The 17,246-nt window shown below is 34.8% G+C and carries 15 protein-coding genes, 7 tRNA genes and 1 other RNA gene; 17 read left to right on the forward strand and 6 right to left on the reverse strand.

Annotation, left to right across the window (positions count from 1 at the left end; genetic code table 11):
- Positions 1-5: 5 nt before the first annotated feature.
- The 4 genes from BOQ64_RS06200 to BOQ64_RS06215 all read left to right on the forward strand — a co-directional run bounded on the left by BOQ64_RS06200 (position 6) and on the right by BOQ64_RS06215 (position 6,037).
- Complete coding sequence (locus BOQ64_RS06200; protein WP_129054268.1) at positions 6-1,067, forward strand: DUF695 domain-containing protein; 1,062 nt, start codon at positions 6-8, stop codon at positions 1,065-1,067.
- A 478-nt stretch (positions 1,068-1,545) separates the two neighbouring features.
- Positions 1,546-3,558: a BCCT family transporter gene (locus BOQ64_RS06205; RefSeq protein ID WP_129054270.1), complete on the forward strand. Its 2,013-nt coding sequence runs from the start codon at positions 1,546-1,548 to the stop codon at positions 3,556-3,558.
- Between the two features lie 122 nt (positions 3,559-3,680).
- Entirely contained in the window at positions 3,681-4,607 is a 927-nt protein-coding gene (hutG, locus tag BOQ64_RS06210) for a formimidoylglutamase (RefSeq protein ID WP_228448236.1), read from the forward strand.
- 137 nt (positions 4,608-4,744) lie between these two features.
- Complete coding sequence (locus BOQ64_RS06215; protein ID WP_129054272.1) at positions 4,745-6,037, forward strand: aldehyde dehydrogenase family protein; 1,293 nt, start codon at positions 4,745-4,747, stop codon at positions 6,035-6,037.
- A 234-nt stretch (positions 6,038-6,271) separates the two neighbouring features.
- On the opposite strand, the gene pyk is transcribed toward BOQ64_RS06215, so the two are convergent.
- From pyk to BOQ64_RS06240, 5 genes are read right to left on the reverse strand one after another with little or no spacing between them, the layout of a single operon-like run.
- Positions 6,272-7,717, reverse strand: a complete 1,446-nt coding sequence (gene pyk / locus BOQ64_RS06220) for a pyruvate kinase (RefSeq protein ID WP_129054274.1) — start codon at positions 7,715-7,717, stop codon at positions 6,272-6,274.
- Positions 7,710-8,183 (reverse strand): IPExxxVDY family protein, encoded by a 474-nt coding sequence (locus tag BOQ64_RS06225; protein WP_129054276.1) that lies wholly within the window; start codon positions 8,181-8,183, stop codon positions 7,710-7,712. Before BOQ64_RS06225 ends, pyk begins: the two co-directional genes overlap by 8 nt.
- Positions 8,161-8,925, reverse strand: coding sequence for a ribonuclease III (rnc, locus tag BOQ64_RS06230; protein ID WP_129054278.1), 765 nt, complete (start codon positions 8,923-8,925; stop codon positions 8,161-8,163). The genes BOQ64_RS06225 and rnc overlap by 23 nt, the downstream gene beginning before the upstream one ends.
- Before the next feature lie 9 nt (positions 8,926-8,934).
- Positions 8,935-10,179, reverse strand: coding sequence for a beta-ketoacyl-ACP synthase II (fabF, locus tag BOQ64_RS06235; RefSeq protein WP_129054280.1), 1,245 nt, complete (start codon positions 10,177-10,179; stop codon positions 8,935-8,937).
- Between the two features lie 34 nt (positions 10,180-10,213).
- Positions 10,214-10,453 (reverse strand): acyl carrier protein, encoded by a 240-nt coding sequence (locus BOQ64_RS06240; RefSeq protein ID WP_002976354.1) that lies wholly within the window; start codon positions 10,451-10,453, stop codon positions 10,214-10,216.
- Between the two features lie 392 nt (positions 10,454-10,845).
- Here BOQ64_RS06240 and catB point away from each other — a divergent pair, with 392 nt between their 5' ends.
- Positions 10,846-11,475: a type B chloramphenicol O-acetyltransferase gene (gene catB, locus BOQ64_RS06245; protein ID WP_129054282.1), complete on the forward strand. Its 630-nt coding sequence runs from the start codon at positions 10,846-10,848 to the stop codon at positions 11,473-11,475.
- 126 nt (positions 11,476-11,601) lie between these two features.
- Here catB and ssrA read toward each other — a convergent pair.
- Positions 11,602-12,000, reverse strand: a transfer-messenger RNA (tmRNA) gene (gene ssrA, locus BOQ64_RS06250).
- Positions 12,001-12,269: 269 nt separating this feature from the next.
- On the opposite strand from ssrA, the gene rpsU reads away from it, so the two are divergent.
- From rpsU to BOQ64_RS06310, 12 genes are all read left to right on the forward strand, one after another.
- On the forward strand, positions 12,270-12,467 hold the full coding sequence (gene rpsU / locus BOQ64_RS06255) for a 30S ribosomal protein S21 (protein ID WP_034693154.1): 198 nt from the start codon (positions 12,270-12,272) through the stop codon (positions 12,465-12,467).
- A 79-nt stretch (positions 12,468-12,546) separates the two neighbouring features.
- Positions 12,547-13,434 (forward strand): tyrosine-type recombinase/integrase, encoded by an 888-nt coding sequence (locus BOQ64_RS06260; protein ID WP_129055859.1) that lies wholly within the window; start codon positions 12,547-12,549, stop codon positions 13,432-13,434.
- The gene (locus tag BOQ64_RS06265) at positions 13,431-13,721 is read left to right on the forward strand and encodes an HPF/RaiA family ribosome-associated protein (RefSeq protein WP_034693158.1); all 291 of its coding nucleotides are present in this window, start codon (positions 13,431-13,433) and stop codon (positions 13,719-13,721) included. Before BOQ64_RS06260 ends, BOQ64_RS06265 begins: the two co-directional genes overlap by 4 nt.
- Positions 13,722-13,832: 111 nt before the next feature.
- Positions 13,833-13,906 (forward strand) — tRNA-Thr (locus tag BOQ64_RS06270).
- A 20-nt stretch (positions 13,907-13,926) separates the two neighbouring features.
- Positions 13,927-14,007, forward strand: a tRNA-Tyr gene (locus BOQ64_RS06275).
- An 86-nt stretch (positions 14,008-14,093) separates the two neighbouring features.
- A tRNA-Gly gene (locus BOQ64_RS06280) sits at positions 14,094-14,166 on the forward strand.
- A gap of 88 nt (positions 14,167-14,254) precedes the next feature.
- A tRNA-Thr gene (locus tag BOQ64_RS06285) sits at positions 14,255-14,328 on the forward strand.
- A gap of 20 nt (positions 14,329-14,348) precedes the next feature.
- A tRNA-Tyr gene (locus tag BOQ64_RS06290) sits at positions 14,349-14,429 on the forward strand.
- 86 nt (positions 14,430-14,515) lie between these two features.
- Positions 14,516-14,588: transfer RNA gene (locus BOQ64_RS06295), tRNA-Gly, on the forward strand.
- Between the two features lie 40 nt (positions 14,589-14,628).
- Positions 14,629-14,700 (forward strand) — tRNA-Thr (locus BOQ64_RS06300).
- Positions 14,701-15,042: 342 nt separating this feature from the next.
- A complete protein-coding gene (locus tag BOQ64_RS06305) occupies positions 15,043-15,672 on the forward strand; it encodes a response regulator transcription factor (protein ID WP_228448237.1) in 630 nt (209 codons plus the stop codon).
- Between the two features lie 50 nt (positions 15,673-15,722).
- Entirely contained in the window at positions 15,723-17,087 is a 1,365-nt protein-coding gene (locus BOQ64_RS06310) for an ATP-binding protein (RefSeq protein WP_129054284.1), read from the forward strand.
- Positions 17,088-17,246 lie beyond the last annotated feature (159 nt).

Raw genomic sequence — 17,246 nt, forward strand, 5'->3', positions numbered from 1 at the left:
TCAAAATGGAAGAAAAGCTAGATTATAAAGGGTTTTGGGATTGGTTTTTAACCAAAGAAAAAGATTTCTATACCATTGTTGAACAAAGAGATCAGCAAGCGATTGAAAAAGATTTTTTTGATAGCATTGCCCTTAAACTTAGCCAGATCAATGAAGGTTATTATTTTCTTACCGGGATGAGAGATGATTCTACTGCAGAATTAATTCTTACAGCAGACGGAGAGATCAGAAATGTTGTCTTTATTGAAGAGCTTATAGAGGCTGCTCCCCAATTGGATCATTGGAAATTTACTGCTTTAAAACCTGCTCAGGATATAGAAAAAGTAAATGTCACAATGGGAGATTACCACTTTACAAAAGAGAATATTTTTTTCTATTCCAATGAACAGGAAGAATATCCAGATGAAATTGATCTTGTTTTTGTATACGATGGTAATGCTGAAAACAAAGATGCCATCACAACAGGAGTCTGTATATTTTTGGATAACTTTTTAGGAGAATTGAATTTTGCTACGCAGATTGATACATTTGCTGTAGTGGGAAAAGATCAGGCCCAAAAAGAACTTGTTCCCATTGAAAAGCTGAAAGATTTCCTCTCCTGGAGAGAAAGAGAATTTACAGAAAAGTATAAAAGCATAAAGAGAGCTGATATAGAAGAAAAGTTTTCTATTCTCAGAGCTACTCTGAACAATGAAAGACCTCTTATCGCCTGTATGAATCTTCCTTTGTTGAGTTATGATGCTAAAGCTTCCTATCCATGGATTTCAGTATTGAAATTCCATTATAACGGAGAAAACAATGATGGACTTCCTGAAAAAGAAGATTTTGAAAAATTAGGCGATATAGAAGATAAGGTTATTGAAGATCTGAAAGAAAAAGAATACCTGTACATAGGGCGTGAAACAGCAGATAATGCTAAAGAATGTTATTTTGCAGGAAAAGATTTCAGAGAAATATCTAAAGTTTTTAAAGAGATAAAAGACAGTAACCCCAAATACAAGATTTCATTCAGAATCTTTAAAGATAAATACTGGCAGTATTTTAAATATTATAATAACGCCGTTTAAAAATAGAAAATGTGGATAAGAATAAACTTATCCACATTTTTATTAATTATTAATATTCATCCGTTTAGAAAGAATCAATTTCATTGATTCCATCTTTGCTCCCTAAAATCATAAACCCAGAAGCTAAAAAACTTTGCGTTTTAAAATCATCACATTTAATGTTTTCAATCATTTGTGTCATCCGTGAAATCTGCGGGAAACTTAACCATTTTTTGAAGTAAAATATTTCCAATAAATGAAGTTGAATAGATGATAATCAAAATCATAAAGTCCCTCATATTTTTCATATTCTCTATAAGTTTTCTTATATTGCGCTGCAATTAGCGTTGATTTTTAGATCAATAACGCATTTTTCTATAGTTCTTAAGTGCACCGGAGATTCCGGAAACCTGGATATTTTCTTTTTTCTCAGTACTTTTTTTACAGCTATATCCCATACCAGGAAGACTTGTCAATACTATAAACGAAAATATAAAAGATGAATTTTCAAAATGTTAGATCTACTTTTAACAAAGGGGTCACTATTCCGAGTTTGATATTTATTATAGGTACCTGTTTTCTCTCAGCAGTGTATCCAAAACCTACTGAAAATATCCTGAATGAGATTAAACAATTCATATTTGTGAATTTAAACTGGGTATATGTATGGTCTGTAACTTTGTTCGTTATTTTCCTGGTATATCTGTTGTTCAGTAAATATGCCAACATAAAACTGGGAGCTAATGACAGTAAACCGGAGTATTCCTTCTTTTCCTGGATTTCTATGCTCTTTGCAGCAGGAATGGGAATCGGATTGATCTATTTCAGTGTAGCAGAACCTATGCAGCATTATTCTTCAGAAGTTTTTGCAGATAATCATTATGTAAGTAGGGCTAAACAGGCGCAGCTCTACACATTTTTCCATTGGGGAATTCATGCGTGGGCAATTTATGGAGTAGTGGGACTTTCTTTATCTTATTTTGCCTACCGTTACAGGCTGCCACTTTCATTAAGAAGCTGTTTTTATCCATTGCTGAAAAATAAAATCAATGGTAGATGGGGAAATGCTATTGACGTTTTTGCATTATGCTGTACATTCTTCGGAATCACAACAACACTAGGTTTTGGAGTTGTACAGATTAGTTCCGGACTGAATATCCTTCACATTACTCCGGAAAATAGTTTTACGTATCAGATCATTATTGTAGTTAGCTTGGTTTCACTTTCAGTTATATCAGCCATTTCCGGAGTAGGAAAAGGAGTGAAAATCTTAAGTAATATTAATGTTATCAGTGTGATTGGGCTTTTACTTTTTGTATTGATATTGGGCCCAACGGTTTATTTGATTGGAAGCTTTACAGAAGGACTTGGAAATTATATCAATAATTTTTTCAACCTTACTTTCAATACCCATGTCTATGAGAAAAATGCTTTGCCATGGTTTTATGACTGGACAATTCTGTATTGGGCATGGTGGATTTCATGGTCGCCTTACGTAGGTCTATTTATTGCCAGAATTTCAAAGGGGAGAACCATAAGGGAATTTATCCTGGCAGTTTTAATACTTCCTACATTATTTAACTTCATCTGGATGTCTGTATTTGGAAACAGCGCCATTTGGTTTGATTTAAATATTGCCAATGGACAGCTAAGCCAGTTTGCTTCAGATCCGGATGCGCTCATGTTCCGTTTCCTGGATTATTTACCCTTATCTCAATTTACAGGACTCTTTGTTATTTTGATCATTCTTATCTTTTTTGTGACGTCAGCAGATTCAGGGATATTTGTAATGAACAGTATTGCGACTAAAAATGCCAGTAAATCTCCTAAATGGCAAATTGTATTCTGGGGTGTTTTATTGGCTGTTCTTTCCCTTCTGTTGCTCAATGTTGGTGGATTGAAAGCCCTTCAAAGCATGACCTTAATTACAGCATTGCCGTTTTCCATTGTAGTGATTCTGTTTATTGTAAGTTTGATGAAAGGCTTGGCAATTGATCAAAAATATTACGACAGAAATTTTTCAGTGTCTACAGTGCCATGGTCCGGTGAATTTTGGAAAGAACGTTTAAAAAATATCGTTTCTTTTAAAGATAACGCTTCTGTAGACCGTTTTATTAAAGTGAAAGCAAAAGAAGCTTTTACTGATCTGCAGCAGGAATTTGCTGCTAACGGAATTGAAGCTAAGATTAATCACCATGAAAATCCGGTAAGAGTAGAAATAGAAATTCATCAGGGAGTCGTTAATAATTTTGTTTACGGAGTTGAGAATAAAATAAAAACAGTTTCAGAACATATTATCAATGAAGACAATCTTCCAGACCTGGATGATAATAAAACCCATTATCCCAGATCTTATTTTGGAGATGGAAGAGAAGGCTATGATGTGCAGTATTTCACCAAAAATGAATTAATTTCCGATGTTCTGAAACATTACGAACGCTTTTTGGAAATTATTTCAGAAGAACGAAATGAAATGTTCATCAGCAGCAATGCCAATGAGAATAAAGACTAAAACGGAAGCTATTTATCTTACAGTGAATTCTTTGTAGAATGTGTAAAAGGAGTTTTTTTATCTAAACAATATTAATTAGCTTTACTGAATAGAATGATGTGACTAAAATTGAATTTTAAAGGATGATGCTTCAAAATATTTGGCAGGGTAGATTAGATGGGGAAGAGCTTCTTTTCCACAGACTATTTCAGAGAGTAAAGGAAGAACAGAATTACGACAATATTTTACCGAACGATTTTGCCTTACACGGTTTTGCTGTGGATGAAGGAGTCAGGAGGAATAAAGGCCGTCAGGGAGCAAAAGATGCACCCAACGTGATCAGGAAGAATATGTCTAATTTTCCGGTTAATCTTCCCAACTTTGCTATGCTGGATTTTGGAAACATTACTTGCGAAGACGGTAATCTGGAGAATACTCAGAATAATCTGGCCAAAAATGTTTCAAAAGTTCTTTTAAAAGGTGGTAAATCACTTGTTTTAGGTGGTGGACATGAAGTGACCTATGCTCATTATTTAGGAATCAAGACAGCCTTTCCGGAGCAGAAAATCGGAATCATCAATATTGATGCTCATTTTGATAACAGACAGCCGGAAAAAGGAGTGGGACCAAGTTCAGGAACAGGATTCTGGCAGATTGCTCAGGAAGGTCCCATTAATTCTCTTCACATCGGGATTCAGAGGAACTCCAATACTTTAAAGCTTTTTGATACAGCCCATCAATATGGAATGAAGTATATCCTTGCAGATGAATTATTTTTTGAAAACCTTCCTTCCGTCTATCAGCGTATTGATGACTTGCTGGAGAGTGTAGATTATGTATATCTTACCATTTGTATGGATGTTTTTAATGCATCTATCGCTCCGGGGGTTTCAGCTTCAGCATATAATGGTATCTTTGCAGATGCAACCTTTATGCATTTTTACAGGCATATCTTAAAAAACAAAAAACTGGTTGCACTGGACGTGGCAGAAGTTAATCCGTCGTTCGATATTCAGGACAGAACGGCAAGACTAGCAGCCTGTCTTGTGAATGAATGGCTAATGATTTAAGATAAAGCTATATTCTTCCGATAGAGAAAATCATTCTTTTATTGACCCTTAAGGAATAGAATTTGCTGACCTTACCGTGCTTTTAAAACAAAAGCGCTCATAAATTCATTAGCTGAATTTAAAACAGAAATTATATTATGGAACAATTAATTGAAAACAAGCTTATTAAAGCAGATCATGTGTTTTCAGTGTGGCGAAAAGTGCCGTTTGAAGAAAAGCAGAAGTTAATCGCAAAAGCCGCAGAAATATTAAAAAATAATTCAGAGAAATTTGGAAGGATCATTACTACGGAAATGAATAAACCCATTTCGGAATCCATTGCTGAGGTAGAGAAATGTGCTTTAATGATGAATTATTATGCTGATGCTGAAAATATTTTAAAACCTGAAAAAATAGAATCCGAATTCGCTTATTCTGAAGTTCATTATGCTCCAAAAGGAGTAATCTTAGGAGTAATGCCCTGGAATTTTCCTTTCTGGCAGGTGTTGAGGTTTGCTGTCCCTGCAATATTGGCAGGTAATACAGTGGTTTTAAAACATGCTTCAATTTGTTTCGGAAGTGGAAATGCCATTGAAGAAGTTCTGTTGGAAGCAGGTTTTCCGGAAGGAGTGTTCCAGAATCTTGAAGTAGGGCACAAAGCTGTAAAAGAAATCCTTGAGCATGATGCTGTAAAAGGAGTAAGCCTTACAGGAAGTGGAAAAGCAGGAGGAGAAGTTGCTTCTATTGCTGGTTTAAATATCAAAAAATCTTTACTTGAATTAGGCGGAAGTGATGCATTTATCATTTTTGAAGATGGAGATCTTGAAGCTGCAGCAAAAGCAGGGGCAAAATCAAGACTTCAAAACTGTGGACAAACGTGTACGGCAGCTAAAAGATTTATTCTTGATGAAAAAATTGAGGACCAGTTTTTACCAATCTTCATCGAAGAATATAAAAAATACGAAATCGGAGATCCTTTCAATAAAGAAACGAAATTAGCAGGAATGGCAAGACCAGACTTAGCTGATGAGTTAGAAGCTCAGTTCAACAGAGCATTAGAGAATGGAGCTGAAATTATCCTTCCTTTAGAAAGAGTTTCAGAAACTGAATTCAAACCTGGTTTAATCAGAGTTAAAGAAGGAAATCCAATTCTAAAAGAAGAACTTTTTGGCCCTCTTGGAATGGTAATGATTGCAAAAGATGCTGATGAAGCATTACAAATTGCTAATGATATTCCTTTCGGACTTTCAAACTCAGTTTGGACTCAAAATAAAGACCGTCAGTTATTCTTTATAGAGAATCTTGAATCAGGAACCGTTAATATCAACAGAATGACCAGTTCTGACCCTCGTTTCCCATTTGGTGGATCCAAGGCTTCAGGATATGGAACAGAGCTTTCTTTACATGCTTTAAAAGAGTTTGTAACAGCGAAGACTATTGTAGGGAACTAAGACATAGCTAAATCTGTATAAATGTCATTCCGAGGAATCTCAGAGATTCTTTACTCCACTACATTTCGTTCAGAAATCGAAGATTCGATAAAGTCAATGACAAACTATAAAATATACTGAGTCAATCATTATAAAAATAAAAACTCCCGGAAATCAATTTCCGGGAGTTTTTGTATGCTTTGACAAAAAGTAATTTTGCTTATTGCTTATTGCTTATTGCTTATTGCTTATTGCTTATACTGTCGTTAATCTCAACGTATTAGTCTTACCACCTTCATACGACGGGGTAGCGTTGATGTTGATTACGAAGTCGCCAGTTTCAATATAACCGTAGTTATGCGTTAACATATTGACCTGGATAATTGTTTCATCAGTAGACTTCTTCATATCGTAATAGTAAGCGTGAACACCCCAAAGAAGGTTCAGCATTGTAATTACTCTTCTGTTACCACTGTATACAATGATGTGAGAGTTTGGTCTGTGCGCTGCAAGCTGGAAAGCTGTATAACCGGAATGAGTTAATGTAACAATCGCAGAAACATTAGTTGTTTTTGCAATTCTTACCGCTGCAAGACATACCCTGTTCGTAATGAATCTCTCATCGATACAGTTATAGTCCTTTTCAATAGGTTCATTCTTGTGTTGGTAGAAGTGAGTGGTTTCAATGTTTTTCACAATTTTAGCCATGTTTTCTACTACCTGTACCGGATATCTACCTACAGAAGTTTCTCCTGAAAGCATTACAGCATCAGCACCATCCAATACAGAGTTAGCAACGTCATTTACTTCCGCTCTTGTTGGTGTTAAGCTGTTAATCATCGTTTCCATCATTTGAGTAGCGATAATTACCGGCTTAGAGTAGAATCTTGCTTTCTCTACCAGATTTTTCTGAATAGCAGGAACTTCTTCCATTGGAACTTCTACACCTAGGTCACCACGAGCAACCATTAGTCCATCACATTCCAATAAAATTTCCTCAATATTTTTAACCCCTTCAGGTTTTTCAATCTTCGCGATAATTGGAGTCTTGAATTTACCGTTTGGATGTTTTGCAATTAATTCTTTCAGGTCAATAATATCCTGTGCATGACGAACGAAAGAAAGAGCAATCCAGTCTACTTCCATGTCCATCATGAAATTAGCATCCTGAACATCTTTTTCTGTTAACGCAGGAAGAGATACTTGTGTATTAGGAAGGTTAACACCTTTTTTAGAGCTAAGAGGCCCTCCTTGGATTGTTTTAGCCTTTACAGTATCCACTTCGTTGGTTTCAGTAACTTCCAATACTAATTTACCATCGTCAATAAGGATTCTTTCCCCAACTTTTACGTCTTGTGGAAACTGTTGGTAAGTCATGTATACCTTAGTAGAATCTCCCTCCATCTTTTCATTGGTGAAGGTAAGAATGTCACCAGGATTCAGGTATGATCCTTCTTTTACGACTCCTACTCTTAGTTTAGGGCCTTGAAGGTCTCCTAAAATACCCACTGAATACCCGTACTCGCTGTTTAGTTCTCTAATTATTTCAATATTTTTTCGAACTAAGTCGTAATCTGCATGGGAAAAATTTATTCTGAAAATATCAACACCTGCCTTCATTAGATCTAACATTACCTCCTTCGATGACGAAGCAGGCCCTAGTGTTGCGATAATTTTTGTCTTCTTTAAATACTTATTCATAATACTGGATAATTTGATATAGTTCCTCTTCAGAACTCAGTGTATAATCTTGAATTGGAAACACAAGATTTTCAGGGAGCAAAATTACGGAAAAATCAGGAAACTGTTCCGAACTATGCAGAATATATTCCACATCTACCTGATTATTTAATAAAAATTTAATGTTTTCTTCTTCTGTAAAGAGCTCGGTTTGAACTTTTTTTTGTTTACTTTCGGAAGATTTATTAGAAATAAAGGTGAAACAGGTCTTGGAAAACTTGTGATAAGCTTCAAATCTTGGAAAAAAATAATCATAATAATCTCCGTGAAAGACCAGGTCTTTTTTTCTTGAAAAACTGAGATTGTTAAGCTTGTTTATTGTATAGAAAAACTCATGAGCGGGTATATCTTTTGCTAATCTTACCAATCCTATGGCAATATCTTCAAATTCTATATCATCAAGATCATAAAGTTTTTGAATTTCCAAGTATATTTTCTTTTTTATTTAAAATATAAAAAGCCCTCTGTGCTGCCTTTTCTTCAGCCTTTTTCTTGGAGGTTTCTGTAGCATTGGCAATCTTTTCATTTCCCAGCCATACATGGCAACGGAACATGATTGCTTTATTAGCCTGTATTTCCTCGCAGGTTTCGTACTTTATATTTACCTTCTTCTTCTGGCTCCATTCGAGCAGGAGACCTTTGTAGCTGACAATTTTATTCTCAAGCTTGTTAATTTCGGAAGGCGTCAGAAGTTTTTCCAGAATGATCTTTCTACAAGATTCATAATGAAAGTCAAGATAAATGGCACCGATTAAAGCCTCAAATAAATTACCGGAGATATTCTCACCTAGAGCCGAAGAATTATTCTGCTTTTGCAGAAGATCTGTAAGCTTAAGGTCTTCTCCTAGTTTATTAAGGTTTTTCCTATTAACAATCTTAGATTTCATTTGTGTCAGATATCCTTCATTAGCCTGAGGATAGATCTGGAACAAATGACAAGAAATAATTGTACCCAAAACAGAATCTCCCAAAAATTCAAGTCTTTCGTAGTTGCTGTCTTGATTTTTAGAAGAATTTTTCAAAGAAAAAGCTTCTCGGTAAAGAGCAATATTTTGTACCTCTGTACCCAGAACTCTTTTAAGCTCGGTACTGAGAAAATAATCTCTTTCCGTTAATTGTCTTTTTCTTTTTTTGAGAAGGAATTTAGAAAAGTATTTCTGTAACTCCATTCATTGAATTTAGATTTTCTTAAATAGAACGCAAGCATTATGCCCGCCAAATCCAAAAGTATTGCTCATGGCTACTTTTACATCTTTCTTCACAGCTGTATTAAACGTAAAGTTTAGTCTGCTGTCTATCTTTTCATCATCAGTAAAATGGTTAATGGTAGGAGGAACAACACCATGAATAATAGTTCCTAATGCAGCAATAGCTTCAATAACACCGGCAGCTCCTAAAAGGTGACCTGTCATTGATTTTGTAGAATTGATCTGAATGTCAAAAGCATGCTCGCCTAATAATTTTGAAATTGCATTAGATTCTGCGATGTCTCCTAATGGAGTAGAGGTACCATGCATGTTGATATGATCTACTTCATCAGCAGTTAAACCTGCATCGTCCAAACAGTTTTTCATTACCAGATAAGCGCCAAGGCCTTCAGGATGTGGAGCAGTCATATGATATGCATCTGCACTCATACCGCCTCCTAATAATTCTGCATAAATTGTAGCACCACGTTTTACAGCGTGCTCGTATTCTTCAAGAACAATACATCCAGCACCTTCACCTAATACAAATCCATCTCTGTCTTTGTCGAAAGGTCTTGAAGCTGTTGTAGGATCATCATTTCTTGTAGAAAGTGCCATCATTGCATTAAATCCACCGACACCACTTGCTGTTACGGCTGCTTCAGAGCCTCCGCACACAATAACGTCTGCTTTTCCTAGTTGGATAAGCATCTTGGAATCAATTAAAGCATTAGCTGAAGAGGCACATGCAGATACAGTTGTATAATTTGGTCCGTGGAAACCATATTCAATTGAGATTTGACCAGGAGTCATATCTGCAATCATTTTAGGAATAAAGAAAGGATTAAATCTAGGAATTTCTGTATTAGCCCATCCTAAAACTTCCGTTTCAAACGTTTCCAGTCCTCCAATTCCGGAGCCCCAAATAACACCAACTCTGTTTTTATCTACATTATCTTCAATAATGCCAGAATGTTCTACTGCCTCTCTGGCAGCAACAAGTCCCAATTGAGTATTTCGGTCCATTTTTTTAGACTCTTTCTTATCGAAATGCTGTAATGGATCGAAGTTTTTTACCTCACATGCGAACTTGGTTTTAAAGTTTGTGGCATCAAAAAGAGTAATCGGAGCGGCTCCGCTCTCACCTTTCACAAGATTTTCCCAGTATTCTTTTGCATTATTTCCGATTGGCGTTATTGCTCCAAAACCTGTTACAACTACTCTTTTTAATTCCATAAACTTTGTTTAATTTCTTTTTTGTTGAAGAATATTATTTATTTACTACTTCTTCGATGTAAGCGATAGCGTGTCCTACAGTAGTAATTTTTTCAGCTTGATCATCAGGGATTTGAATGTTAAATTCTTTTTCAAATTCCATGATTAACTCAACTGTATCTAGTGAATCTGCTCCTAAATCGTTAGTGAAGCTAGCTTCAGGAGTTACTTCTGTTTCTTCAACGTCAAGCTTATCAGCGATGATAGCTTTTACTCTTGATGCAATGTCTGACATAGTAAATTATTTTTTTAATTGTTAGATGGTGCAAATATATAAAATTCTTGACGATAAAACATTTTTTTAGTCTTTTTTGTGGATAGAGGACCCTCATTTTAGATCTTGTAAGTTTAGTGTTTTAGTTTTCAGCCATTTATATTTGATTGTATTAGAGTGGTTTAATTTTTATTTTCTGACGAACTGACTTATTTTCTATACAAAATGTTTAAAAAAGACTGATTTTCGTCTTCTTCGGAACCAAAATGAATGAAAAGTATATCCTTTTTTGTCTATATTTGTTTGTTATGAAATTAACACGTTAGCTTTTTTGAATAAACAAATCATATTTCTTTAAAGAATGGCTTATTGCTGTTCTATATGTTTCTATTGTTTTATTTAAAAGCTAAAAAATGAAAAATTTCTTTGAAAGTCCTTTTAAAGGCAAAATCATAAAAGACCATATTCAAAACCCTAATATTATTGCCGGTAAATATTCTTATTACTCCGGATATTATCACGGACATTCCTTCGATAACTGTGCCCGTTATCTGCTTCCTGACAGAAATGATGTGGATAAACTGATTATTGGATCTTATTGTTCTATTGGAAGTGGTGCCAGCTTTATTATGTGTGGGAACCAGGGGCATCGTTACGATTGGATTTCAAGTTTCCCCTTTTATTATATGTCTGAAGTAGAATGTTTCCAAAATAGTAAAGATGCTTTTGAGTCGGCAGGTGACACTGTTATTGGTAATGATGTCTGGATTGGGACTGAAGCTATGATTATGGCAGGTGTTAAAATAGGAGATGGGGCTGTAATCGGAAGCAGATCTTTAATTACAAAAGATGTAGAGCCTTATACTATTGTAGGTGGTAATCCTGCAAAACCAATCAGAAAAAGATTTAGCAATCATCATATTGCATTACTTCTTGAAATGAAGTGGTGGGAATGGGATGAAAGTATTATTGAAAAAGCAATACCAATGCTTTGCTCTGAAGATATTGATTTACTATACGAATTCTATAAGAGGATAAAATAATTCAGAAGGCTCCGAAATGGAGTCTTTTGTGTTTGTGTTCCTGAGTTCATTAGTATATTCTTTTATATATGATAAGCTAAAGGATATGATTGGGAATAAAAAAACCACTGAAGATTTCAGTGGTTTTTGTGGAGTTGGAGGGATTCGAACCCTCGTCCAAACAAGCAATACATAAGCTTTCTACATGCTTATTCTACTATTGGTTTTCGACTGAAAGCAGAGAGCAGACACCCAACTTCCAGCTTATCTTCTAAAGTTTTCGAGTTTCAGCCGAAGCATCTGAAACCTTATTCCCGCATTCCTATATCCCAGGATCAAACGCCGCAGAACAGAGCATTTGTGGAATATCTTGCTTCCTTACTATCTTCAGGAAAACGCTTTATCTACTATACTTCGATATTAAGCTGCAAGAGCGAACTCTTCGTTGCCAGTTAAAATTTTGTAGCAAGGGATTATAGAGATCGCGCCACGGTTCTCTGCATGCTTACTTACCCATTGGTCTTGCTGTCGAAACCAGTCAACCCCATGAATAAAGTGAAGGCAAAGATAGTGCTTTTTGTTTATATTTCATTAATAATAGGTGAGTTTAATAGACGTTGAAGATAAAATAAGCAGCATGAAGCGTTTAAGAATTGAAATTTAGTGATTGTGGATAAAAATATTATTCCATGTTAACTGCTTTTAATACTGGGTTTTTAAGATAAATGGCAGTGAGTGGATGATTCTTTGTGGTAATATATTTTGCGTTCTAAGAAAAAAAGCTTAGTTTTGCAATCCAAAATGAGATGTAAAATATGTTAATAATTCCAGTAAAAGATGGTGAATCCATCGACAGAGCTTTAAAAAAATACAAGAGAAAATTTGATAAAACAGGTACTGTTCGTCAATTAAGATCTAGACAACAGTTTATTAAGCCTTCTGTAACTTTGAGACAAGCTAGATTAAAAGCGGCTTACAAACAAAGAGCACTTAGCAAGGAAGAGCAGGCTTAAGATTTTTTCTTAACCATATATTAATTCACTTCTTAAATTCTTATATTTGAGGAGTGAATTTTTATTTTTATACCCTATGATGCTGGAAAAGTTTTTAGAATACTTACAATTTGAAAAAAGATATTCTCCTCACACCATTACAAGCTACAAAAAAGACCTTGAAGACTTTTCCCATTTCTATCTCCGAACAGAATCTTCCGAAGATATTTCTAAAGCCGACAAAAAGATCATCAGAAACTTTATTGTTGATTTAAGCGAAAATAATATTTCCAAAAGAAGTATCAATAGAAAACTGTCATCACTCAGAAGTTTTTATCTTTTCCTCTTAAAGATAGGTGAAATTAAGGTTTCTCCTACTGAGGGAATCTCTTCCCTTAAATTTTACGCAGAAAAGCAGATTCCTATGTCTGAAGAGGAAATGGCTGATCTTAATGACCGGATCTTTGAACAGGAACATGGTGTTCTGGAAAAATGCATTATAGAAGTACTTTATCAGACCGGTATGAGAAAAGCTGAACTTTGTGGCCTGATATTTGAGAATGTTGATATAATAGGAAATGAATTAAGAGTAATAGGAAAGGGAAATAAAGAAAGGGTAGTTCCTGTTTCCGAAGACCTGTCTGAGCTTCTTAAAAGTTATCTTGAAATAAGAAATCCACAGGCAGAATATCAATCCTATTTTTTTGTCAATAAGAAAGGGAAAAAACTCAATGAAAAATTTGTTTATATCGTAGTTAATAAGTACCTTAGTCTTATAACAACAAAAGAAAAAAGAAGTCCTCACATCCTTCGTCATAGCTTTGCTACTCACGTATTGGATAATGGGGCGGAGATCTCCAAAGTAAAAAAAATATTAGGGCATTCCAGTCTTGCCAGTACTCAGGTCTATACGAATGCTAATATTGAACAATTGAAAAAAGTGTTTAATCAAGCTCACCCTCGAGCATCTAAAAAAGAAGAATTATGAAGATTTCAGTTCAATCAATTGGTTTAACTCCACACGAACCACTAGAATCACACATCGACAAAAAAGTTAGTAAACTAGATACATTCTATGATAAAATTCAAGAGTGTAAAGTATTTCTAAAAGTAGAAAACAATGCTGATAAAGCTAATAAGACGGCTGAGATTATTTTGGCGGTTCCGGGTGACGATATCGTAGTAAAGAAGACTTCCGCAAGTTTTGAAGAAAGTTTGGACCTTTGTGTTGATACAGCTAAAAAGCTATTAATCAAGAAAAAAGAAATGGCATAGAAAAAAAAGTTAAAAAAAGTTTATAAAATATTTGAGAATTCAAAAAAACCGTTCTATATTTGCACTCGCAAAAAGGGAACAGCGTTCTTTTGAATTCTTTGTTATTTAAATGCTTCCATAGCTCAGTTGGCCAGAGCACGTGATTTGTAATCTCGGGGTCGTGGGTTCGAATCCCTCTGGAAGCTCAATTTAAAATAAAATATCTGGGGAGATTCCAGAGTGGCTAAATGGGACTGACTGTAACTCAGTTGCTTCGGCTTCGTAGGTTCGAATCCTGCTCTCCCCACTATATTTTTTTAAAAAAAGTTTGCAGGATTAAAAAATAATTCTTAGTTTTGCACAGCGTTTACCAATGGTTTTGTAAACAAAATCGCGGAAGTAGCTCAGTTGGTAGAGCGTCAGCCTTCCAAGCTGAATGTCGCGGGTTCGACCCCCGTCTTCCGCTCAACAAAAATCAATATTTAAATTGATTTTTTTAACACTGAAATGTGTAGAGTAGAGTTTCTCGATCAATTTCAGTCTATTTATTAAATGCTTCCATAGCTCAGTTGGCCAGAGCACGTGATTTGTAATCTCGGGGTCGTGGGTTCGAATCCCTCTGGAAGCTCAATTTAATATAAAATATCTGGGGAGATTCCAGAGTGGCTAAATGGGACTGACTGTAACTCAGTTGCTTCGGCTTCGTAGGTTCGAATCCTGCTCTCCCCACATTTTATATTAGAAAAAAGTTTGCAGAATTAAAAATTAATTCTTAGTTTTGCAAAGCGTTTACCAATAATTTTGGAAACAAAATTGCGGAAGTAGCTCAGTTGGTAGAGCGTCAGCCTTCCAAGCTGAATGTCGCGGGTTCGACCCCCGTCTTCCGCTCAATAAAATCACGCTATTCAGTGTGATTTTTTTAATTAATGCCGACTTAGCTCAGCGGTAGAGTGCTTCCTTGGTAAGGAAGAGGTCACGGGTTCAAGTCCCGTAGTTGGCTCTCGAATCTCCCGAATCTCTTCGGGAATTTTTTTTGCCCAAAAGTTCAAATACTATCAACGGATAATGCTATTGATTTTCAAAAAATGATTCAATATTGTACAGAACAATCCGTAATATACATCTCCTAATTTTACAATAATATAAAGTTGATAGAGAAAAATAGTTATACAACTGTTTAAAAAATGATGAGACGGATTCTGTTTTGAATGCACAGATTATAAAATCAAGTTCTGAATTTTCATAACTCGAAAATTGTTTAGCTTCATATTATTCTCAACTTTTATTTCCAATCCATAATCAGCATGAAAATTTTCGCTAAATTCGTGTAAAATAATTTTTGATGAATATTCTTTTATTAGAAGACGATCTCATTCTTTCTGCGGAGCTTTGCCGATTTTTAGAGTCTAATAATTTTACCTGCGATAAAATTTATGATGGGGAAACTTTTCTTCGCCAGATTAAGAATAATTCCTATGATCTTTATCTACTAGACATTAATGTTCCCAAAATAAATGGGTTGGATGTTTGTCAGACTATTCGTTCTTTTGATAAAAGTACCCCAATCATTATCATCTCAGCTTATGGAGATATTTCTGATAAAAAAGATGCATTTACCCGTTTGGCTGATGATTACTTGGTAAAGCCGTTCCAGTTTGAGGAGCTTCTTTTAAGGATCAATTCCCTGTTAAGAAGAAAAATGCCATCAGATACTTCCGATCAGGATATTATCAGAGTAGACGACCTTATCATCAATAAAACAGAGCAGAAGGTATATCGTGGTGGAAATGAAATAACCCTTACTTTAAAAGAATTCCAGCTATTGGTTTATCTGGCAGAAGCGCAAGGGAGAACTGTTTCTAAGCAGCAGATCACAGAACATGTGTGGGAGCATAATTTTAATACCAATACCAATACAGTAGAGGTGTACATTAATTTCTTAAGAAAAAGATCGATAAAGATTTTAAAATAAAACTTATCCATACCCGTTCCGGTTTCGGATATTACCTAAGCCCATTATAAATGTCTTTAAAAAGAAAGATAGCTTTAACGATCAGTATAGCCTTTTCATTGCTTTTTGGAATGGTAATGGCGGTTATTTATCTATCTTTTAATGATTTTAGAAGGGATGAATTTAAAGAAAGGTTCAGACAGAGGCTGGAGTTTACTACTCATTTTATTTCCAAGTCTAAAGATTTTGAAGAAGAAGCACCTATCTTTTTCAATGAAAATTCAGATAATATTCTTTTGAATGAAAAGATTTTAATTTTCAACGAACAGAAAGAATTAATTTACAGTACAATTAAAGACCGGAATGTTACCTGGGACAGCGCGATGCTTAAGGAGCTGGATAAAAAAAAGATTATTTACACTGAAAAGACAGTTCCTGAAATCTATGCAGCACTGAGAAACATTAATGGAGAAAATTATTATATTCTTACCAGTGCTTTTGATACCAACGGAAAATCAAAGCTAGGCTTTCTGAAATATCTTTTAATTGCGGCCTATGCTATGAGCACACTTCTAATAGGCTTTTTCAGTTATTATTTTGTAGAGAAATTTCTTCGTCCTCTGGAAGATTTGAATAAGGAAATTTCAGAAGTAACGGCCCATAAACTTACCACTCAGATTCCTGTACAGGAGTCTGATGATGAAGTAAATGTTCTTGCAAAATCGTTCAACACGATGATTGTTCGACTTAATGATGTGTTTCAGTCCCAAAAAGATTTTACAGCAAGTGCGTCTCACGAAATAAGAACTCCTATTACAAGAATGGCTTTTCAATTGGAGAACCTGATTAAATTTGAAGAACACTCTCCAAAAACACTGTCTTCATTACAGCAAATTCAGCGTGATGTTTATCAATTGTCAGATCTGACGAATTCGTTGTTGTTACTTACAAAATTTGATAAAGAAAATATTCAGAGCATTTATGAAGATGTGAGAATAGATGAAGTAATTTTTGAAGCCTTTGAAGGAGTGGAAAAAAGTTATCCTGAATTAAAGCTGGATTTTCTCATTACCGAAGAAATTTCAGAGAATGCTTTTCTTACCATTAGTGGAATCCATTCATTACTGGTGATTGTCTTTATTAATTTATTTAAAAATGCCGCTATATATTCTGATAATACAGAAGTAAAAGTTCTGATAACAGAAACTAACACGAATCTTAGTGTTGATGTTATTTCTCACGGTAATACTATTCCTGAGGAAGAACAGGCGAAACTATTTGAAGCTTTTACAAGAGGAAATAATGCCCAGAATATTTCAGGTTCCGGTTTAGGACTTAGAATTGTTAAAAGGATTCTTGAATATCATGATGCAGAAATTATGTATTGTTCTCCTGAAGAAGAGATCAATAAATTTACTATGATTTTTAAAAAATAGATTTTAAGAATTATTTCTTTCACAATAACGGCTACAAGTTTTGTTAAACTTTTGATTAAATTTCAGTGGAAAATTCAAACATTGGAGATAAATTTTAATTTTTAGGCTTCAATAATCTTACCTGAAATAGCCTGTTTAAGCCGATTTTAATATTTTTTT

Origin of the sequence: Chryseobacterium sp. CH25 (assembly GCF_004119455.1) — a bacterium.
GTDB lineage: Bacteria > Bacteroidota > Bacteroidia > Flavobacteriales > Weeksellaceae > Chryseobacterium.